General features: G+C 71.9%; 18 protein-coding genes. 4 read left to right on the plus strand and 14 right to left on the minus strand.

Annotation, left to right across the window (positions count from 1 at the left end):
- Nucleotides 1-15 precede the first annotated feature (15 nt).
- The 8 genes from BM414_RS15975 to BM414_RS16010 all read right to left on the minus strand — a co-directional run bounded on the left by BM414_RS15975 (nt 16) and on the right by BM414_RS16010 (nt 9,826).
- Complete coding sequence (locus BM414_RS15975; RefSeq protein ID WP_093580794.1) at nt 16-1,221, minus strand: CaiB/BaiF CoA transferase family protein; 1,206 nt, start codon at nt 1,219-1,221, stop codon at nt 16-18.
- A 441-nt stretch (nt 1,222-1,662) separates the two neighbouring features.
- Nucleotides 1,663-3,171 (minus strand): class I adenylate-forming enzyme family protein, encoded by a 1,509-nt coding sequence (locus tag BM414_RS15980; RefSeq protein ID WP_093580796.1) that lies wholly within the window; start codon nt 3,169-3,171, stop codon nt 1,663-1,665.
- Between the two features lie 13 nt (nt 3,172-3,184).
- Nucleotides 3,185-3,493, minus strand: coding sequence for a hypothetical protein (locus tag BM414_RS15985; protein WP_093580798.1), 309 nt, complete (start codon nt 3,491-3,493; stop codon nt 3,185-3,187).
- A 204-nt stretch (nt 3,494-3,697) separates the two neighbouring features.
- Nucleotides 3,698-5,404, minus strand: a complete 1,707-nt coding sequence (locus BM414_RS15990; protein ID WP_217644751.1) for a CocE/NonD family hydrolase — start codon at nt 5,402-5,404, stop codon at nt 3,698-3,700.
- A 291-nt stretch (nt 5,405-5,695) separates the two neighbouring features.
- Nucleotides 5,696-5,962 carry a hypothetical protein gene (locus tag BM414_RS15995; protein WP_139245900.1) on the minus strand — a complete coding sequence of 89 codons (267 nt, stop codon included), beginning with the start codon at nt 5,960-5,962 and terminating at the stop codon, nt 5,696-5,698.
- 606 nt (nt 5,963-6,568) lie between these two features.
- Nucleotides 6,569-7,903: an NtaA/DmoA family FMN-dependent monooxygenase gene (locus BM414_RS16000; RefSeq protein ID WP_093581018.1), complete on the minus strand. Its 1,335-nt coding sequence runs from the start codon at nt 7,901-7,903 to the stop codon at nt 6,569-6,571.
- Between the two features lie 60 nt (nt 7,904-7,963).
- On the minus strand, nt 7,964-9,304 hold the full coding sequence (locus BM414_RS16005) for an NtaA/DmoA family FMN-dependent monooxygenase (protein ID WP_093580804.1): 1,341 nt from the start codon (nt 9,302-9,304) through the stop codon (nt 7,964-7,966).
- 24 nt (nt 9,305-9,328) lie between these two features.
- Nucleotides 9,329-9,826: a flavin reductase family protein gene (locus tag BM414_RS16010; RefSeq protein WP_093580806.1), complete on the minus strand. Its 498-nt coding sequence runs from the start codon at nt 9,824-9,826 to the stop codon at nt 9,329-9,331.
- Between the two features lie 52 nt (nt 9,827-9,878).
- Here BM414_RS16010 and BM414_RS16015 point away from each other — a divergent pair, with 52 nt between their 5' ends.
- Nucleotides 9,879-10,271: a MerR family transcriptional regulator gene (locus BM414_RS16015; RefSeq protein WP_093580808.1), complete on the plus strand. Its 393-nt coding sequence runs from the start codon at nt 9,879-9,881 to the stop codon at nt 10,269-10,271.
- Between the two features lie 156 nt (nt 10,272-10,427).
- Here the strand turns inward: BM414_RS16015 and BM414_RS16020 are convergent, their stop codons facing one another.
- Entirely contained in the window at nt 10,428-11,939 is a 1,512-nt protein-coding gene (locus BM414_RS16020; protein ID WP_093580810.1) for an aldehyde dehydrogenase family protein, read from the minus strand.
- A gap of 316 nt (nt 11,940-12,255) precedes the next feature.
- On the opposite strand from BM414_RS16020, the gene BM414_RS16025 reads away from it, so the two are divergent.
- Together BM414_RS16025 and BM414_RS16030 are read left to right on the plus strand one after the other, a co-directional pair.
- Complete coding sequence (locus tag BM414_RS16025; RefSeq protein ID WP_093580812.1) at nt 12,256-13,206, plus strand: enoyl-CoA hydratase-related protein; 951 nt, start codon at nt 12,256-12,258, stop codon at nt 13,204-13,206.
- A 207-nt stretch (nt 13,207-13,413) separates the two neighbouring features.
- A complete protein-coding gene (locus tag BM414_RS16030; RefSeq protein ID WP_093580814.1) occupies nt 13,414-14,334 on the plus strand; it encodes an NAD-dependent epimerase/dehydratase family protein in 921 nt (306 codons plus the stop codon).
- Between the two features lie 121 nt (nt 14,335-14,455).
- On the opposite strand, the gene BM414_RS16035 is transcribed toward BM414_RS16030, so the two are convergent.
- Together BM414_RS16035 and BM414_RS16040 are read right to left on the minus strand one after the other, a co-directional pair.
- A complete protein-coding gene (locus BM414_RS16035) occupies nt 14,456-15,856 on the minus strand; it encodes an amidohydrolase family protein (RefSeq protein WP_093580816.1) in 1,401 nt (466 codons plus the stop codon).
- The gene (locus BM414_RS16040; RefSeq protein WP_093580818.1) at nt 15,853-17,106 is read right to left on the minus strand and encodes a CoA transferase; all 1,254 of its coding nucleotides are present in this window, start codon (nt 17,104-17,106) and stop codon (nt 15,853-15,855) included. Before BM414_RS16040 ends, BM414_RS16035 begins: the two co-directional genes overlap by 4 nt.
- A 76-nt stretch (nt 17,107-17,182) precedes the next feature.
- On the opposite strand from BM414_RS16040, the gene BM414_RS16045 reads away from it, so the two are divergent.
- Nucleotides 17,183-18,232 (plus strand): enoyl-CoA hydratase/isomerase family protein, encoded by a 1,050-nt coding sequence (locus BM414_RS16045; RefSeq protein ID WP_245784782.1) that lies wholly within the window; start codon nt 17,183-17,185, stop codon nt 18,230-18,232.
- A gap of 143 nt (nt 18,233-18,375) precedes the next feature.
- Here the strand turns inward: BM414_RS16045 and BM414_RS16050 are convergent, their stop codons facing one another.
- The 3 genes from BM414_RS16050 to BM414_RS16060 form a co-directional block, all read right to left on the minus strand.
- Nucleotides 18,376-18,855, minus strand: coding sequence for a VOC family protein (locus BM414_RS16050; protein ID WP_139245901.1), 480 nt, complete (start codon nt 18,853-18,855; stop codon nt 18,376-18,378).
- A 219-nt stretch (nt 18,856-19,074) separates the two neighbouring features.
- Complete coding sequence (locus BM414_RS16055; RefSeq protein WP_093580824.1) at nt 19,075-19,326, minus strand: hypothetical protein; 252 nt, start codon at nt 19,324-19,326, stop codon at nt 19,075-19,077.
- Nucleotides 19,327-19,781: 455 nt separating this feature from the next.
- Entirely contained in the window at nt 19,782-20,603 is an 822-nt protein-coding gene (locus BM414_RS16060) for an SDR family oxidoreductase (RefSeq protein ID WP_093580825.1), read from the minus strand.
- Between the last annotated feature and the right edge of the window lie 38 nt (nt 20,604-20,641).

Here is a 20,641-nt window from a genome sequence, read left to right on the forward strand (position 1 = left end):
TGTGACGACAGCTGCTCACAGGACGGTGCCGGAGATCTTGAGCTTGAGGATCTCCTCGTAGTCGAGGCCGAGCTCGAGCAACACCTCGTCGGTGTGCTCGCCGTGCTCGGGCGCCGCCCGCAGCGGGTAGCGGGCTTCGCCGAATTGCCAGGGGGACGCCGCCACGGGCACCTTCCGCCCTCCCGCGTCCACCTCGGTCAGGTAGCCGTTGGCCAGGACCTGCGGGTCCTGGCTGACCTCGAAGCTGTCCTGCACCCGCGACCAGGGGCCGCCGAGCCCCGTCAGCCGGGACTCGACGTCCGCGAGGGTGAGGCGGCCGAAGACCTCGTCCAGGGCCGCCGTGCACGCCTGCCGGTGAGCGGCGCGCGCCGTCGAGTCGACGAACCGCTCGTCCACGGCGAGCTCGGGCTCCCCCAGGGCTTCACACAGCCGCGCGAAGTAGCGGTCCGACTGGAACAGCGACAGCTTCACGAAGCGACCGTCCTTCGTGCGGAAGGAGAGCGACAGTGGATTGCGGTTGTCCTCGCGCAACGTCTTCTGGATCGGCTCGCCGCGCATGGCGGAGGCGGTGATCGCCGGGGAGTTGCCCCAGACGGCGACGCTGAGCAGCGACACGTCCACCAGCGGGGCCTCCCCCGTGCGCTCGCGGTGGAACAGGCCCGCCGCGACCGCACCCGCCACCGACGTCGCACCCGGCAGGTCACCCAGCCCCGGGCGCACCGGCGTCGGCCGCATGGCGCCGGCCGGCGTGAGGTTGTCCGCGGCGCCGCCCCGGGCCCAGTAGGTGGTCCCGTCGAAGCCAGGCATCGAGCGCTCGGGGCCGGCGGGGCCGTAGCCGCTGCCGCGGACATAGACGATCGAGGGGTTCATCGACCGGATGTCGTCGACGTCCACCCGGAGCCGTCTGCGACTCTCGGGCAGGAGGTTGGTGAGGAAGACGTCTGCCCCGGCGACGAGCTTGCGCAGGATCTCGTACCCCTCCGGCGTGCCGCCGTCCAGCCCGACGCTGCGCTTGCCCCGATTGGCCTGCTGCATCAGGGGCTCGAACGGTTCGCCCCCGACGCTCATGTCCGCGATCACGATGGCGCGCTGAGGGTCCGGGTGCTCCGGGTGCTCGATCTTGACGACGTCGGCGCCCCAGTCCGCGAGGATGGCGCCGGCGGCGGGCACGAACAGGTACGACGCCAGTTCGACGACGCGCACTCCTTCGAGGACCTTCATGAACGCCTACCTTCGCTCTGGGGTGCGGCCGGGTGTCAGGACGACAGCGGGTAGCCGATGACCCGGGTCTCGAAGATGCTCCTCGGATCCCGCCGGGCCCGTTGCGGCCGCGACCGTTCCGATCATGAGACGCGGGTCAAATTCATCAGGATGAAACGCTAGGCAGTCGTGGGCCGGGTGTCAATCCACGCCGGATCGCCACCTCGAGACGACCGCTTCGTCGACGTGCGCGACGTCGGTGGGGCATCGACGCCGATCCCGCGAGACCGCACCGGGACGACGCCGATCCGCACGCACACGTCGTGGGCACGGGCCGCGCGGTGCCGCCCGCGGCGCCCCCGCACCGTCGCCGGCCGCGATGCGCCGTGCACGAGACGGTCGGCGGGACCTCGTCCCGCATGGGCGCCCTAGACCTCCACCCGGCCGATCCGCTCGGAGAGGTCACGCACCCGCGGTCCCCTGCAGGCTGGCCCGCAGCAACCTCCGCACGAGCTTGCCGTTGTCGTTGTACGGCAGCATGTCGACGAGGGCGATGCTCGACGGGGTCTTGCTGGAGCGCAGCTTCCCGCGCACCCACTCCTGGAGCTCGCCGGGATCCGGAGTCCGTCCCTCGACCGGCACCACGGCGGCCACCACACGCTCGCCCCAGTCGTCGTCCGGCAGACCGACGACACCGGCGTCTGCCACGTCCGGGTGCTCGAGCAGGGCGTCCTCCACCTCACCCGGCGAGATGTTCTCCCCGCCGCGGACGATCACGTCGTCGAGCCGGCCCTCCACGAAGACGTAGCCCTCCTCGTCGATGCGCGCCGCGTCCTTGGTGCGGAACCAGCCCCCCGCCGCGCCCGACTCGGTCCCGACGTAGCGGCCTGAGACCTGCTCACCGCGCACCCACAACTCGCCCGTCACACCGGGGGCGACCGGCTCGCCGTCCGCGTCGCGCACCGACAGCTCGACCGTCGGCAGAGCGCGCCCGACCGAGCCGAGCCGCGCGCGCACCGCCGGATCGTCCGACGTGAGCGCCAGCCGATGATCGTCCGGCCCCAGGACGGTGATGCTGGAGCTTGTCTCGGTCAGTCCGTACCCGTTCACGAAGCCGGTCTCCGGGAGGAGCGCCATCGCGCGCTCGAGGACCGGCAGGGGCATGCGCCCGCCGCCGTAGGAGAGATGACGCAGGCTCGGCAGTCCGCCGCCGTCCTCGGCGAGCAGGTCCACGATCCGGGCGACCATCGTCGGGACCACCGTCGCGTGGGTGACCCGGAGAGCTCGAACGGCGTCGATCCACGTCCGCGCGTCGAAGGCGGGCAACTGCACGATCCGGCGACCGCTGAACAGCGTGCTGAGCAGGTTGGCGATCCCGCCGACGTGGTACGGCGGCAGGCTGCTGAGCTGGGCGTCCCCCTCCTCCGCCGCCATGAGCTCGACGCTGCCGAGGATGTAGGAGCTCAGGTTGTCGTGCCCGAGGACCGCCACCTTGGGACTGCCCGAGGTGCCACTCGTGAACAGCAGGACCGCCGGGTTTGCCGGCTCCTCGGCTCCGGCCTCGATCGGTGCGGCGTCCGCGACGGCTGCCAGGAACAGCGAACGGGCGACCAACTGGACGCCGGGCTCCCCCGCCAGTGACTCGAACCGCGGGAGGAACTCGTCGTCGACGAGGACCACCACTGGGGCGAGCCTGCGGACGGCGGCCGCGAGGTCCGCGTCCGCCCAGCGGTAGTTCAACGGGCTGAAGGGTCGGTCCGCCAGCGCAGCGCCGAACAGCGCGACCGGGAACAGCTCCGAGTTCACCCCGATCATCGCCACCGTGTCGGCCGAGGACTCTCGCAGGACGCGCGCGGCCCGGCGGGCACGGTCGTAGAGCTGTGCGTACGTGACCCCCCGCTCGGGGTCACCGAGCACGACCCGGTCCCCGCCCGCATCGGCGGCGATCTCGGCGAGCATCGCGATGTTCATCCGGGGCCTCCACTCAGTCCGAGGCGGGGAGCGGTTTGGCGGACTTGAGCGGCAGCTCGACGCCGTCGAGCGCGAGCGCCCCTGTGCCGGCCTTGACGCAGAGCAGTTCCAGTCCGGTTGCCGGGTCGGCGTAGCGCTTGCCCAGTGCCGTGCCGCCGGTGGCCCCCTCGTCGATGGTGAGGCCGGGGGTGGGTTGGCTGTCGGCGGGGATCAGGGGGTGCCCGCCGCAGGTGAGGGAGACCTCGCCGGCGGGTGCGCGGACCACGACCACCTGGGTGTCGTCCACTGCGCTGCGCCAGCGCGATCCGATACGGAGCTGCATCTCCGACCTCCTCCGGCCTCGACCCCGGTGACTCCGGGCCAGCATTCATCATGAGGATAACAAGACCTAGGACTCCTGGGTAGAGAGTCCTGGGAAAGCGTGGGGACGAGCTTCTCGCCGTCCGCCGCTCGACCTCGAAGCGGCGCTTGCTCACGCCCCCTCCGGTAAGGGACGCGGCGCGACCGGTGTCCCTGGGCCGGACCGTCAGTCCTCGACGAAGGGCAGGAGGAGCCGGGACGGCGCCCCCGGGCCGGACAGCACGCGCTGCCGGGCCGGCACGGACGACGTCGCGTCCAGGCTCCGCTCGCCGGTGTTCGGGTTCGGGTCGAACCGCGGGTAGTTGCTGGAGGACACGTCCACCCGGATGCGGTGCCCGCGGAGGAAGACCTGCGAGGTCGCACCCATCTCGATCTCCACACGCCGGACGACCCCGGGTCCGGCCCCCTCCTCGACGAAGAGCCGCCGGATCCCGTCGCACACCGAGATCGCGCGGCCGTCGGGGTACACGTCGACCAGACGGGCCGTGAAATCCGTACTGGGCGCCGTGCTGGTGATCCACAGCTCCGCGCGCACGTACCCGGTGACCTCGACCGGCGAGTCCAGCACGGGCCCCGTGTAGCTCAGGACGTCGGCGCGCGCCTCGAGGTCCCGCTGGTCGACCGGACCGTGCGTGCTGATGAGCGGCGAGATCACGTGGGCGCCCCCTGCGGTCGGGACCGGGTCCGTCGGGTCGTAGACGAACTCGTCGCCACCCGACCCCGTCGGTTCCTCGGCCACCAGCGCGCCGGCTCGGACATCCGTCGCCGCGTCGCCGTCACTGGTCAGGTACAAGGGACGGACCCGCGCACGGCGGAGCGGCCACTCGTCCTCGTCCCGCCACTCGTTCGCGCCCATGACGAACAGGCGTACCGGGCTGTGGTCCGACTGGGGACGGTCGTCCAACGCGGCACCGAGCCACGAGAGCTGGATCCGGTCCAGGTCCATGGCTGCCGCGGGACCGAAGCTGAGGTCCCCGACGCGCACCGCGTCGACGGAGAAGCCACGCAGGGCGTAGTGGAACCAGGGGCCCACGATCAGCCGCTGCGGCGCTCGACCAGCCGCCCGCAGGGCGGTGAAGTTCGTCAGGGTGCCGGGGAGCATGGCGTCGTACCAGCTCGTGACGTGCACTCCCGCCGAGTGGATCCGGTCGTGACGCTCCTCGATGGACCGCGCCTCCCAGTACTCGCCGGGGGCGTCGTGGTCGAGCCACTGCGGGAACCACGGTGTGAGCGTCTCGAGCACGCCGGATCCGTCGTCCAGGCGGTCGCGCAGGGGGAAGGTCACCGGCGTGTGGGGCAGGTCGTCGAGCACCTTGCGCAGGCTCGCGCGCATGACGCGTGCCCGAGGGACCCGGGGGTCCGGGAACACCCGGGGCAGTGAACCGATGGCCATCACACCCAGGTTGGTCGACAACAGGGCCCCGAGCTCCAGAGCACCGCCCCAGTAACTGCGGCCCTCGTAGTAGTCCGAGCTGGCCTGCAGCGCGGCGAAGGCCTGCAGCGCGGGCGGACCGGAGGCCGCCATCTGCATCGTGGTCGCGCCCATGTACGACGCACCGAAAGCGCCCACCCGGCCGGTGGACCACGGCTGCTCCGCCGCCCACTCCACGGTGTCGAAGCCGTCGTCGAACTCCATGAACGGCTCGAAGTCACCCCCCGAGCCCCCGCGTCCGCGGACGTCCTGGACGACCACCGCGAATCCCCTCGCCGCGGCGGTGACGGGGTTGAGGGAGACGAAGTTGTCAGGGAAGGGGATCCGCCCGTAGGGGGTGCGCTGGACCAGGACCGGCCAACGCCCCTCCGCCGGGCGGTACACGTCGGCGACGAGATCGACGCCGTCGCGCATCGGGATCGCCACGTCCCGCTCGATCACGATCGACGACACATCGGGTACGGACACTGGGGACCTCCGGGTCTGGGACGGGGAACGGGGCGCCGGTCGGCGGCTCCGTCCCTGTGCTGGGTGGGCCGGGAAGAGGGCCCGGTGGAACGACGGCACCTGCCTGGGAGTGGAGCCGCTCCTCCAGGGGCGCGCCGGACCTCCGCGCCGGGGCGTTCGCCGCGCGGCGGCCATGGGGCCGACTCCTGCGTGGTGGAGCACCCGCGGCCGGTCTCGTCCTGCCGCGCGCAGCGAGCCGCCACGCAGGCGAGACCGGCAACCGAGCTAAGGGGACGTCGCGGCGTGGCCGATCTTCCGCACGACCCCGAAGCCGTCGGCGAGCGCCCGCTCACTGGCCGCGAGTCGTGTGCGCATGGCCTCGATGCGGACGCGGGACCGCGCCGCCGCGAGGGGTCGCTCCCGCGCCGCGGCCGACTCGAGGAAAGCCTGCTCGGTCTCGATCTCCTCGCGCAGACGCTCGACTGCCTCGTCGTGTGTCAGGAGGTCCTCGTCCTCCCAGTCGGACTCTCCGAGGATGCGGATCTCACTCACGCCTGGCTCCGTTCGACTCCGTTGACCACACGGCCCGATCACCACCAGGTCGGACACCTCCGACCCCACGGCACACCATCGCGCGATCGTCCTCACATCGCAATAAACCTCATGATAGAAGTCGCCGCAGTAGCCGAGGCCATGGGAGGACGCCGGCGCTGAGAGGGGGCATCCGGAGACCAGCGGGACGAGCGTCCGACCGGCCTGGTCGGCCCGCGCACGCCCTCGGCCTGACGAGGGGGCAGCACGGGCTGACGAGGCGGACGTCGAGCGCTCCGAGGAGTACACCGGGCTGATCGTCGAAGGCCCTGGACCGTGGCGGGTGGGGTCTCCCCTCCGTCGCGGCGCGGATCTCCGCTCGAGCAGCACGCACCCCTGGCGCGATCGCGATCGAGCTCGACCGCGATGCCCAGGTCCGCGTCGCAGTGCCCGTCCCGACGCGTGGCGTGGAAGGGGCCGCGAGGACATCACGACTGACACAGCGGGTCGAAGCGGGTGCTGGACCACCATGACGAGCAGCACCGGCTGTCTGCACCTGACGTCGGACCATCTACCGCTCAGACGTCCGCCTGTCCGGCAGAGGCGTCCCTCACCGGGTGGCCCGGCTCAGGCCCCGTTGCCGGTGACGCGGGGGTCGAGTCCGTAGCGCGGGGGCAGCCCCAGGTGGTCGCGCAGAGTGGTCCCCACGTGGTCCTCCGGGAAGAGCCCGCGCGCCCGCAGGATCGGCACGATCCGGTCGACGACGTCGTCGATCCCGTCGTGGAAATCGTCCACGCCGACCATGAAGCCGTCGGCGGCGCCGGCGCGGAACCACGCCTGCAGGTGGTCGGCGGCCTGTTCCCCGGTGCCCGTCACGAAGGGGTAGGGCTCGAGCACCCCGTGGGCGACGATGTCGCGCGGCGACCACCCGGCGCGAGCCAGGTCGAACGCCTGCTGCGAACGCGCGTAGGCGAGGCGGGGCCTGGCCGAGGCCAGCTCCGCTGGGCTCAGGGCCTCGTCGGGGTGGGCGAACCCGTGGCGCAGGCCCAGCAGCGCGCCCAGTCGGGCCATCGCCTGCTCCGGATCGGCCCGGTCGTCGAGGGCACGATGACGGTCCAGCGCCTCGCGCTGGCTGTCCCCGAGCGAGAAGCCGGTGAACGCGAGGAACGTGACCTCGTCGGGGTCGCGCCCCGCTGCCTCGGTCGCGCGCCGGACGACGTCCCGTTGGGCACGCCCCTCCTCGATCGTCATCGGCATCCCGATCACGACATCGGCGTACATGCCGGCAGCCTGCAGGCCGTACCCGCTGCTGGCCGGCATGACGATGACCGGCTGGCCCTGCTCCGAGGGCGGCACCGGGAGCGGGCCCCGCGCCGCGACGTGTCGGCCCTGCAGGTCGACCGGGCGGACCTGCGCAGGGTCGGCGAACGCGCCGGACTTGTCCGGTCGGCCCGCCCCCTGCCCCCAACTCCCCCAGAGCGCCTGCACGATGTGCACGACCTCGTGCAGGCGTTCGTACTTCTCCTCCCGGGCAGGCAACGGCCGACCGAAGTTGGCGAAGGCGTCGGGCTCGTAGCTCGGGACGGCGTTCCACCCGGCCCTGCCGTGGCTGTAGAGGTCCAGGGCCTTGAGGTGGCGAGCCAGCACGTACGGCTCGGTGAAGGTCGTGGACATGGTCCCGACGAGTCCGATCCTCTCGGTCGCCTGAGCCAGCGCCGAGAGCGTCACGATCGGGTCCATGCCGAACACGGGGGGTGCAGCGGCCAGGTCCGCCTGCATGAACAGACGGTCCGGCATGAAGACGAACTGGAAGCCGCCCCGCTCCGCGGTCCGAGCCTGTCGGACGGCCGCATCGAGGTCGGTGAAGGAGCCGACGTCGGTGTGCGGCATGCGCCAGGCCCCGTGGTGGCTGCCGATGTTGTTCCCCATGACCAGGGCCAGGGCCAGGTGCTGGTTCCGCATGCCCATCTCATTCTCCGCTCGTCGGGGTCCCCGGGGATCGACGCGGTCCCGGTGCACGACCTAGGCGTTCGCTGCGGGGACGACGCGCGGGTCGAGGCCGTACTGCTCGGGCACGCCGAGGTTCTGGCGCAGGGTCCGGCCCGGGTAGTCCGTCGGGTAGACGCCTCGCTGCTGCAGCAGGGGGACCACCTGGTCGACGAAGGCGTCGACGCCGTCCTCGAACACGTCCGGGTTGAGCCAGAACCCATCGGCTGCCCCGGCCTCGAACCACCGCTGCAGGTGGTCTGCGTGGACCTCGGCGGGTCCCACGGTGACGGGGTGGTAGTCGATGACGCCGTGCGCCAGGATCTCGCGGATCGTCCAGCCCCGTCGCGCCACCTCCAGCGCGGGCTCCGAGCGGGGGTCCATGGGTGAGGCATGGGCCTCGGCGAGCTGCGACGGGGACAGCGGCCGGTCCAGCTGGTCGTGACCGAGGGCGATGCCGAGCATGGCGGACAGGTGCGGGAGCTGTGCGGGGAACGACTCCCCGGCGATCGCGATCCTGCGATCCAGGCCCTCCCGCACGCTGGGAGCGACCGTCGTCATCAGCCCCGCGAAGTACTTGATGTCATCGGGGTCGCGGCCGGCGTCCTGCGCGGCACGCCGCACCATCTCGCGTTGCGCCCGACCCTGCTCGATGGTCCACACCTCACCGATGAACCCGCTGGCGTAGCGGCCCGCGAGGGCGAGCAGGTGCGGGCTGGGGCCACCGGAGCTGAAGATGACGGGCTGCCCCTGCTCCGAGGGCGGGATGGCCAGGGGCCCGCGTGCGGCGACGTACCGGCCCTGCAGGTTCACCGGCTGCAGCCCGGCGGGGTCGACGAACTGCCCGGACTCCTTGTCCTTGACCCAGGCGTCTGCTGCCCAGCTCCCCCAGAGTGCCTGCACGATCTGGACGGATTCGTGTGCCCGTTCGTACCGCTCGGCGCGGGAGGCGACCGTGCGGCCGTAGTTGGCGGCGACGGCGGGGTCACTGGTCGTGACGGCGTTCCACCCGGCACGGCCGTGGCTCAGCACGTCCAGCGCCTTGAACTGACGGGCGTGGTTGAAGGGCTCCTGGAAGGTGGTCGACCCCGTGGCGACGAGTCCGATGCGGGACGTCGCCTGCGAGATGGCCGTCAGGGACGTCATCGGCTCCAGAATGTTGCGGATGGTCTGCCGGCCGACGTCGGCCCGCACCGCCGGGAAGTCGGGGATGAAGAGGAAGCTGAACCCGCCGCGTTCGGCCGCCTGGGCGAAGCGGATGTTGGCCGCGATGTCGGTGTAGTTGTCGGCATGGACGCCGGGAGCACGCCAGGACGACGCCAACGCGCCGTACCCGTCGTTCATCGCCATGCCCAGGATCATCTTCGTGTCGGTCATCGTGTTCTCTTCCGTTCGGGAGGATCAGTCGGCGAGCCGGCGTGCACCGCTGTCGAAGAAGACGGGAGGGCGTTGTGCGTCGTCGCGAGAGAGGTCGAGGACCCTGAGCAGGGTGAGCACGTGGTCGCCGGCCGGGATCTCGGTGACCAGCTCGACGGTCAGCGTCGCGAGGGCGCCCTGCACGAAGGCCGCGCCGGCGACGACGCCCACGTCGATACCGCCGAAGCGCTCGCGGGAGGGGCGTCGCAGGTCGTGCAACGTGTCCGCGTGACGCTCGCCGAGGACGCTGATGCCCCATCGGGCCGCCCGCCGCAGCTGTGGCCAACTCGTCGACGAGTGGGCGAACGAGACCGAGACCAGGGGCGGGTCGAGGGACACCGAGGTGAACGAGTCGGCGGAGAGTCCGACGCCCCTACGGTCGACCTCCGCGGCCACGACGGCGGTGCCGGTCGGGGATCCGGCCAGCGCACGCCTCATCCGCAGCGGGGTCACAGGCGCGGTCGGTGCAGCCGTGTGGGTCATGCGACCATCCTCAGACCTTCACACCCGTGTCAGGGTCAAGGACCATGGGCGGGTGAAGATCGGTGAGCTCTCCCACAAGACGGACGTCTCGGCGCGGATGCTGCGGTACTACGAGGAGCAGGGGCTCATCACCGTCGAACGGCGGGAGAACGGGTTCCGCGAGTACGACGACTACCTCGTCGATCGTGTGCGCAAGATCCGCGAGCTCCTCGACTCCGGCATCCCCACGAGGATCATCGCCGACATCCTGCCCTGCCTGAACCGCGAGCAGCTCCTCGTCACGGACGCCGATCCGCAGCTGAGAGCTGTCCTGATCGAGCAACGGGACAAGATGGAGCAGCGCATCGCGATCCTCACGCACAACCGGGACGCCCTGAGCCGGTACATCGACGCCATGGACGAGGCCACGACCGCCGACCGACCAGGTGCACCGAACGGTCGCTGACGCATGCGGTCACGGGGCTGCGCACCGGAGAGCGGTGCACCCCTCTGCCGGTCCGGCGGAGCACCAGTCCGAGTGGCACTCCCAGGTGGCGCCGTGCTCCTGGACGCTCGGCGGCCCACCGGCGGCAGCATCGGCCCCGCCGGTCGTCAGCTGCGGTCAGTAGGTGCGGGACCAGACGCTCTTGCGCCGGGTGTACTCCTCGAGCGCGGCCTGCCCGAGACTCCGCCCGTAGCCGGAGTCCTTGGCGCCGCCGAAGGACACGGCCGCGTCGACCACCTGGTAGGAGTTGATCCACACGGTGCCGACGTCGAGCGCCCTGGTCGCGCGCTCGGCGGTCCCGATGTCGCGCGTGAAGACGCCGGCCGCCAGGCCGAAGCGCGATCCATTGGCGACCCGGAAGGCCTCGGCCTCGTCCTCGAACGGCAGGATCGACATGACCGGACCGAAGATCTCCTCGGACGCGATCGTCATCCCGCTGGTCACGTCCGCGAAAATCACCGGCGCCTGGTAGAACCCGTCGAGACCCACACTGGAGCTGCCCTCGTAGCGGAGCGTGGCGCCCTCGCTCTTACCGGCCTCGACGAAACCCCGCACCTTCGACAGTTGCTCCGGCGAGATCAGCGGGCCCAGGTCGGTGCGGCTGTCGAAGGCGTGACCCACCCGCAGCCCCTCCGAGTACGCGACCGTCTCGGCGACGAAGTCGTCGTACACGCTGCGGTGGACCAGTGTGCGGGAACCGGCGGTGCACACCTGCCCCGAGTTGTTCCAGACCGCGCGGGCAGCAGCGGCCGCGGCCGCCGGCAGGTCGGCGTCGGGGAACACGAGCACCGGCGACTTCCCACCGAGCTCCAGGTTCACCTTCTTGAAGGTCTGTGCCGCCGCGGCGGCGATCCGCCGACCGGTGTCGACGGAGCCGGTGAACGACATCCGGGTGATGCCCGGGTGGGCCACCATGGCGGCACCGACCACCCCGTCGCCCTGCACCACGTTGAAGACGCCGGGCGGGATGCCGGCCTCCAGGGCGAGTCGGGCCATGTACGCGGCGGAGATCGGGGTGTGCTCCGCGGGCTTCAGGACCACGCAGTTCCCTGCGGCCAGGGCAGGCGCGACCTGGTTGAAGATCGCCGCGGGGCCGTTCCACGGCTTGATCACACCGACCACACCGACCGGCTCCACCCGCTCCTGCACGACGTAGTCGGGCCCTACCGGAGGCACGTGGCCGGCGAGCTTGGTGGGCCAACCGGCGTAGTAGTGCAACGCGTTGGCGGAGGCCGTCGCGAGGAAGTCCGAGTGCGAGCGCAGCACGCCTGCGTTGAGGGAATCCAGGTCGCCGATGATCTGGGCATGCTCCTGGACCAGGTCGCCGAGCCGGTGCAGGCGCGCTTCACGGTCGCGCGGCGTCAGGTTGCGCCACCGCCCGTCCTCCCAGGCAGTCAGAGCCGCGCGGACAGCGCGGTCGAGGTCGGCCGCGTCGCCGCGCACGACCTCGCCGAGCTTGTGGCCGGTGGACGGGTTGATGACGTCGCGGACACCGCCGGCCGAGGTGGCCACCAGCTCTCCGTCGATGACGTGCGGGATGATGCCCTCGTCGAGGAAGTCCGAGGCCCCGGCAGCGACCTCGGTGCCGTCGACGACCCTCGTGTGCGTCAGTTCCTGCGTGGAACTCATGGATGCCCGCTCTCCGTTCGTGCCGCTCCGGAAGCCGCCTCAGGACGGACGGTGCTCGTCGCGCACCTCGGCGACCGGGTCCGAGTACGCCGTCAGGTCGACCGCACTGCTGTGCGCATCCCCTGTCAGGGAGCCGCCCGGGGCAGTCCTGCCACCCGAACGGCCTCCCGACCCAGGAGCCAGAATAATCTCATGAGAAACCTCGTGGCAACCGCCGAGCGCGTGGTAGGACTCCGGTGCTGACGGGGCAGTCGGTCGACGCAGGCGACCGTCCTCCGGTCCGACCACGCCGTTCTTTCCTGACGCAGGGGGCACCATGGCAACCGACACGAACCTCGAGCGCTACAAGAAGTACACCGGGTTGATCGTCCAGGGGCAGGACCGCGGGGTGGTCCGGGTCGGATTCCGCCCCGGTACGCACCTCGCCCACGAGCAGCACGCGCACATCGGCGAGATCTGGCTCGAGCTCGACCGCGACCCCGAGGTCCGCGTCGTCCTGCTCGGCCCCGCACGGGGCGCGGAAGGGTTCGACCAGCCCGGTCGGGACATCTCGACCTACGCCAAGGGCGCGGTCGACCAGATGTGGCGCATGGCCACGGACTACGCCCTCAATGCCCAGTTGCTCCACGAGGCGCGCGAGATCGTGCACAACATGCTGAACTTCAACAAGCCGGTCGTGGCGCTCTACCCCGGGTCCTTCCAGCTCACCGTGCCCCTGGCCGACATCTCCATTGCCACCCGTGACTGCACGTTCGCCGACCGCCACACCAGCTACGGAGGAGCCGCCGGCGACCACGTCGTCGCCGCGTGGCCGCTGCACATGTCGATGGCTAAGGCGAAGTGGCACGCACTGACCGGCGAGCCCATCACGGGCGAGGAGGCCGAGCGGATCGGGTTGATCAGCCTGGTCGTCGACGACGAGGAGGAGCTCGAGCGGCGTGGCGAGGAGGTCGCGCAGCGGCTGGCACGCGGCTCGCAGCGAGCCCTGCAGTGGACGAAGCGGTCGCTGAACTACCACTACAAGCAGCACGCCGCGGCCTTCGACCTCTCCGCCGCCTTCGAGCAGCTCACCTTCCTGGGCCCCGACATCCGCGAGGGCACCATCGCGCTGCGAACTCAGCGTGAGCCCGACTTCCCGGAGTACACCCTCCCCGACGGCGCGTTCAGCGCGCTCGTCCCCCAGGACGACCCGTCGCCGAAGTACACCCACCCCGACGACGCCTACAGCGCGCTCGTCCCCCAGGACGACCCGCCGTCCGCGGGCTAGGGCCCGTCCTGGCGATCGTCCACCGGTGTGGACTGCCGCCACCGACGAGCGCGCCGGGGACGACCGGCGGATCGAGCCGCTGCGCACGGTCCGGACCAGGAGAGATGCACCCCGGTGACGGGGTGGGTCAGCAGGAACAGCCAGTCGTCGACTCGGCTGCCTCGATGAGATCTCGGTGTGGATCCAGGACGGATGGCAGGAGAAGAGATGAAGATCGTCGTCGTAGGGGGCACGGGCGCTCTCGGTGCGCATGCAGCCGGCTTCCTCCACGCCAAGGGTCATCACGTCTCGATCGCCGCGCGCAAGGCCCCACCCGAGAACACTCTCGTGGCGACGATGCCCTTTCTGCAGGGCGACTACGTCCAGGGCGACTACACGCCTGATCGGCTCCGTGGATTCGATGCGGTCGTCTTCGCCGCAGGCAACGACATGCGTCACTTCTCGCACTCTCTGGACGCCGAGGACTATCTGCTCCACGCCAATGGCGAGTGTGTTCCCCGCTTCGCGCGTGCCGCGCGCGAGGCGGGTGTCAAGCGCATGGTGCAGATCGTCACCGCTTACCCCCAGGCGACACCGGAGCTGGTGGAGGGGAGTTTCTACCTGCGCTCACGCCTCATGGCCTGCGAGGGTGCGCGAGCCGAGGGGCGATCGGGCTTCGACGTGCTCAGCGTCAACCCCTCGTTCATGGTCGGGGGTAGTCCCGGCATGCCCAGTTACAACCTGGATCCTCTCGTCAGGTGGGCGATGGGGATCGACGAGGCACCGCTGTTCGCCCCGCCTGGCGGTAGCAACTTCATGAGCTACCGGTCGCTGAGCCAGGCGATCGAAGGCGCCCTCCTGCGTGGTGAACCCGGTAAGGCCTACCTGGTGGGTGATGAGACCCTCAGCTTCACCGAGTACCTGAACCTGTACTTCGAGGCGGTCGGCAGTGCGGTGAGGCTGGAGGAGCGCGACGAGGCCCACCCCGTGTTCCCCGACGAGCTGATGATCCAGGGGCGCGGCAAGTGGGTCCGGTACGAGCCCGACGCCGACGAGGCAGCTCTGCTGGGATATGTCCGGAACGATGTCGCGAACGGTGTCAGAGAAGCCGTGGCGGCCTTCCGGACGACCCACGCTGAGGCAGTCTGACCCAGGGACCGACGCGCCGACCGGATCTACGCCATGAGCTGGCCGGCGGCGTGATCACCGTCGGGTGACCACGCCGCCATCGGGGTGGTGGGCTCCCCGATGGCGAGCGAGCTAGCGCCGTTCAGCGCGCGAAGACCACCCGGCCTCCGACGAGCGTCCCCTGGACGGCGTCGGACGTCGGCGCGTGGAGGACGTCGGTCAGCGTGCGATCCAGCACCACCAGGTCAGCGGTGCTGCCGACGCGGACCCGTCGTGGAGCCCCGCCAGGGTTCCCCGGAGACCCGAGGTAGCCGGCGAGGGCCTGGGCCGGCGTCAAGGTCTCCGCGGCGCCCACGACCGCGCCCGACGCCGTGCGCCGGTGGACGGCGGCGGTCATGACGGCCCAGGGGTCCAGCGGGCCGTACGGGGCGTCGCTGGAGAGGGCCAGCGGCACCCCGGCAGCCAGGATGCTCGCGCACCGGTAGAGGTCGGCGTGGTCGATGGCGGGCACGTCGCGGAGGTAGTCGTCGCCGCGGGCGGAGAGGAACCCGGGCTGCGTCACCACCCGCAGTCCCGTTGCCGCTAGCTCGTCCAACAGCTCTACCGGGACGAGCGCTGCGTGCTCGACCCGGTCACCCAGACGCACGCCGGTGATGCCCAGGGCCACGAGCAGCAGGACCAGGGCCTCCCGGGTGACGCAGTGCACGGCCACCGATCGGCCGGCGTCGTGCGCGGCGCGGATCCGGTCGACGAGGTCGCCCAGGGACGGCAGCCCGGAGTCGGCGAGGACGATCTTGTACGGCCCGGCGACCAGGCCCGGGAGCACCTCCCGTCGGCCGAGCGGAACGCCGAGGACCTCGACTCGCGGAGGCAGCACCCCGCGGGCGACGGCGTCGGCGATCGCAGAAAGGGCTGCGTCGTCCAGGTCCGGGGTGGCGTCGGTGACCGAGGTGATGCCCAGTCGGGCCAACCGGGCGCCGACGGCGGCCAGGTCCGGCGGAGCGGAGCGAGGGAGCCTGCTCCTCAGCCAGTCGTCGGCCCGCCACAGTCGCCCGGTCGGGACACCGCGACCGTCGCGCTCGACGCCCGGGTGGACGGCGGCGACGAGGCCGAGGATCTCGGCGCCGCGGCTGTTGACCGTCCACAGCGCACCGCTGCGCTGCTGGACGCGTACGGGCCGCGCGCCGTGCAGGCGGTCGAGCGCGGCGGCATCGAGATCGCCGGCGACCGATTCGACGTAGCCGATGCCGCGGACCCATCCCCCGGCGGCCGGAGCCGCGGCCAGCGCGGTGGCCAGCTGCTCCGGGTCGGTGACCGCCGGCGGTCCGCAGGCGACCGACCGGTCGGCCGCGGCGAGGGCGTGCAGGTGCAGGTGGGCATCGTGCAGCCCGGGCAGCAGCGCGCCCCCGGCTGCGTCCAGGACCTCCTCGCCGGGCAGCTCGCGCAGGCCCGCACCGACCTCCGTCACCCGTCCGGCGCCGATGCGGACGGCGGCCCCCCGGACGCCGTCGACCTCCGCGTCGTGCACCAGCAGGCCGCTCACGGCATCGGGATCCCGAGCTCGCGCAGGACCTCCCGGGTGTGGGCCCCCGGCGCCGCGACCTCCCCTGCAGGGGGCTCGCGCCGGCGAGGAGCAGCCACCGGCAGCGGGCCGCCCGGCGTGTCGACGACCCAGCTCCCGGCGCGGCGCCGAGCCGTGAGGGACGGGCTCGGCGGGCCCTCGGGCAGGGTCGCACCGACCACGTCGGCCATCGCGACGTCCCACAACACCCCGGAGCCGTCCCCGGGAGCCGACATCGCCAGGACGGCCGCGGTCAGCCCGGTGAGCGGGTCGGCGATCGCGTCCCCGACGAACACCGGCGTCCCCTCCGCCGTCCAGGCCACCAGACCCGCCCCGGCGGCGACGTCGTCCCCGAATCCCACGCGGCCGGATCCGCGCCCCCCGGCCGTGATCGAGATCCAGGTCGTCCCCTCCGCGACCGCCGCAGCGGCGTCGAGCCCGAACCCCGCCAGCGCCCGGGGGCGGGAGCCCTCGATGACGACGTCGGCTGCGTCGACCAGCGCGGCCATCGCCGTCCGCCCGCCGGCCGTGGCCGGGTCGAGCACGACGGAACGGTGCCCGGCGTGCAGCAGCCGGTAGAACCCCGGATCGCCCCGCCGCGCGCCGTCCAGCCGGTGCGGGGTCTCCACCTTCACCACCCGGGCGCCGGCCGCGCCGAGCAGCGAGGCGCACAACGGGCCGGCCCAGAGCGCGCTGAAGTCGACGACCAGCAGCCCCTCGACCGGGCGGCCGGCCAACGGGACGGGCGTCGCCGCCGGACGCGGGAGCACCGGAGCGGCAGCGACGCCGAGCAGCTCGGCGCGCTCGGCCAGCTCCGCGCCCGTGTGCACCCCGAGCCAGGCGGCGACGGCCGGCCACGGGTCCTCGGGTAGGGCCCGTTCGACCAGAGCGCCGAGCAGCAGGGGGTCGTCGGGGCGTGCGCAGGCGACCGCCGCCCAGCCGTCGGCCGTCGGCAGCAGCCGGCAACTGCCACCGGCCGACACGGTCCCCGCCCGCCGGTGCCCGGTCAGCGCGGCCCGGTCGGCCAGCACCTGGGCTCCGTCCACGTGCACCGGCGCGCGGGTGCCGGCGGTAACCGCGGTGATCCGCGCCCCGAGCTCGCGGGCGACCGTCGCGGCTCGGCCCGGCGGCACGAGGGGTGGCCCGTCCGGCCTCCCGGTCAGCGCGACGACCCCGCTCGAGGCCCAGTCCACGACCGGCGACGGCTCCGTCGGAACCGGCGATCCGGGCATGTCGCGACGATACGGTGACCGGGTCATGACCAGCCGCCCACGATCACCGTCCGAGCCCGGAGCCGGCTTGCTCCTGGTGGCCCCGGCCGCGCTCGCCGCCCAGGGCACCGCGCCGCTGCTGGCGGAGGACGGACGGATCGAGCAGCCGCTGCTGGTGGTGGACCTCGACGGTGAACCGGAGGACGTCGGGGCGGCCGCGGCGGCCGCCACCGCGAGTGACCGGGTGCTCGTCGGCATCAGCCGTGGACGCGCGCCCGACCCCGGCTGGGAGCCGCTCGTGCGGGCGCTGGACCTGACGTTGGTCCCGTCCGGGAGCGACCGCGGCATCCGCGAGGTGGTGACGGTCCCCGATCCGGCGGCGGCCGCGCTGGCCCTGTCGGCCACCGCGCGGGCCCACCCGCATGCGAGTGTCGTCCTCGCAGGGCTGCTCCGCTGGGGCGGGGAGCTCGACGTGCCGGCGGCACTCGACGCCGAGTCCCTCGCCTACTCGGCCTTGCTCGGCGGCCCGGAGTTCGCCGCCTGGCTGGCCCGCCGAGGCCCGCGGCCGCTGCCACCCCCGGCGCGCGAAGACCCGGTACGCGTCCGGCGGGACGGCGACGAGCTCCGGCTGACGCTGAACCGGCCCGAGCGCCGCAACGCCTACGGACGCGAGCTGCGCGACGCACTGGTGTCGGCCCTGCACCTGGTGGCCTGGGACGAGCGCATCGTCCGAGTGGTGCTCGACGGCACCGGGCCGTCCTTCTGCTCCGGCGGCGACCTCGACGAGTTCGGCACCGCGCCGGACCCGGTCACCGGCCACCTGGTGCGCACCCGTGCCGGGGCCGCCCTTCCGCTGCACCGTGTGGCCGACCGGGTCGAGGTGTGGCTGCACGGCGCGTGCGTCGGAGCGGGCATCGAACTTCCGGCCTACGCGCACCGGATCGTCGCCGCGCCGGACACCCGGATCCGCCTTCCGGAGATCGGCATGGGCCTGATCCCCGGGGCCGGCGGCACCGTGAGCATCCCGCGCAGGATCGGCCGGTGGCGGACCCTCTACCTGGCGCTCAGCGACGCCGTCATCGACGCGCAGACGGCCCTGTCGTGGGGGCTCGTCGACTCGGTCGCCGGTCACCAGCCCACCGTCTGACAGTGGCCGAGTGCTCCATCTGGTGCGCCACACCCCGGGTGCCGGCGCCCAGGCGTGGGGAAGCACCAGGGGACAAGGGCAGCTCAGCGACGGCGCGTCGACAGCTCCGCTCACCGTCACCGTGCCCGGCCGAGGCGGCGCAGTCAGACGACAGGTTCCTTCCAGAAACGCTCGGTGTCCATGGGCGGGGTGGCCTCGACATCGGCCGGGAGATAGGAGATGAACTCGACGAGGTTCTCGTCGGGATCGCGACAGTAGACGCTGGCCCCTTCGACGCCCCGGCCGCCGATCCGCCGCACCGGTCCGTGCTCGGGAGTGATCCCCAGCCGCGTCAGCGTGGCGAGGAGGTCGTCGATTCCTCCCTCCCAGATGAAGCACAGGTCGCCGCACCCCGGCTCCGCGGTCGGTGCGCTGAGGTTGGCCGGGTGCGACCGGAAGGACGCGAGGATCTCCGTGCGGACATTGATCTTCTGGCTGCCACAGACGATGCCGACGACCACTGCATCGCCGGCGATCCAGGCCTCCTCACCGTCGATCGAGAAGCCCAGCGCCCGGTAGAACGCAACGAGCCGGGCGGTGTCGGCGGTCGGCAGCGCCACATGGTCGAGAGCGGACACGGGCACGTTTCGACCGTATCAAGGAGATCGTGGAGTCAGACGCCTTCGTGAAGGTCAGGGGCGCCTTCTTGGACGAGCGCGGCAGTGTGCCGGGCAGTTCTGCATGACCCTCTCCCCTGGGCCCGGACGCCATCCAGACGCCGGAGGCGGCATGACCACACATCCATGTCGCTCGGCGACTCGGCTCGGACCGGCGAACTCGTGACGGGTGCTCGTGCGGCACGATCAGAGGTCGTCGACGGTCTCCTCCGACTTGCGGTGACCGCCCTGCGCGTCGTCCGCGTCGGGATGCACCGTGCGCTCCTCCGACTCGGCCAAGATCGCCTCGGCCTGGAGCCGCGCGTCTCGATCCCCCTTCGCCGGGCCGGGGGAGCCTTCTACCGCCTGCTCCTCGGGCAGCAGATGTGCCCTGGTCCGGACGTTGTGGCCCGTGACGTTGGCCAGGGCCTCCGGCGACGGATCCTTCTGCGTGGTCATGTCAGAACCTCTGCTCCTCGGTGCCGAGGCTGAGGGCCTCCGCAACGTCTGAGGGTCGGGCCGGATCTAGCGTGTTCGGCCGCGTGAGCGGCGCAGCGGGTGGTCGACCGCCCACAGGGACGCGCAGCGCGCTGTGCGCGGAGGGACTCCGAGCCACTCGCAACGTCCACCGCGAAGTACAACGTCGCCAGGCGGTGCGGGTCAACCGCTCGGCGGCGGCCCTGGCCTCCACGGCCGGGAGGATCGGACAGTCGTCGGACGGCACCACACGCGACGATGCCGAGGCCGATGACTTCGCCTGCCCTCGATGCCCTCATCGCCGTCGGCTCGAGCGCGGGCCGACTCACGGTGGTGCGCCCCCCGGCTCGGGTAGTCGTGCTGCATCTTCCGGCAGTGATGCGCTGGGGTGACCGGAGGCCGGCTTCGCCGAGGAGTGCTGCTGCCACTCGAACCGTTCACCCGTGCGCGGCGATGGACACCGGCTCCCACGCCCGCCACGTCGCCAGCCGCGACTCGTACTCCTCCTCCGCCAGTGCGAGCGGGCCGTCGCCGAAGAAGATCCGCAGCGGCGGCTCGTCTGCGTCGACGACCTGGAGGACGGCTTCGCGCGTGGCCGCGGGATCGCCGGGGTCCGGGTAGAGAGCCTTGCGCTCCCTGTCGACCTCCTCGCGGAACGCGGCATAGGCGGGGTTGGCGGCGGCCCTCTTCTGTGAGGAACCGGCGAAGTCGGTGCCGTAGTAGCCGGGCTCGATGAGCGTGACCTTGATGCCGAAGCCGGCGACCTCGGATGCCAGCGATTGGCTCAACGCCTCCAGCGCCCACTTGGTCGCGGTGTAGACGCTGACTTCCGGGCCCGTGACGATCCCGCCGTTGCTCGACACCTGGAGGAAGTGGCCCGATCGCTGCTCGCGGAGGTACGGGAGTGCGGCCTGCGTGACGGAGAGCGCGCCGAAGAAGTTGGCGTCGAACTGTGCCCGCGCCTCGGCCTCGGAGATCTCCTCGACCATGCCGAAGAGGCCGTAGCCGGCGTTGTTGACGACGATGTCCAGCCGACCGAAGTGGCCGTGCGCAGCTGCCACGGCAGAGAACACAGCGTCCCGATCCGTGACGTCGAGTCGTATCGGGAGGATCTTGTCGCCGAACTGCGCGACCAGGTCGTCGAGCCTGGCCGTATCGCGGGCAGTGGCGGCTACGTTGTCGCCGCGTTCCAACGCGGCGATCGTCCACTCGCGCCCGAAGCCCCGCGAGGCGCCGGTGATGAACCACGTCTTGGCCATGTCGTCTCCTTCGTCTCGTCCGGCAGCGACAGCTGCTC

Source organism: Geodermatophilus amargosae (assembly GCF_900116515.1).
GTDB classification, from domain to species: Bacteria; Actinomycetota; Actinomycetes; order Mycobacteriales; family Geodermatophilaceae; genus Geodermatophilus; species Geodermatophilus amargosae.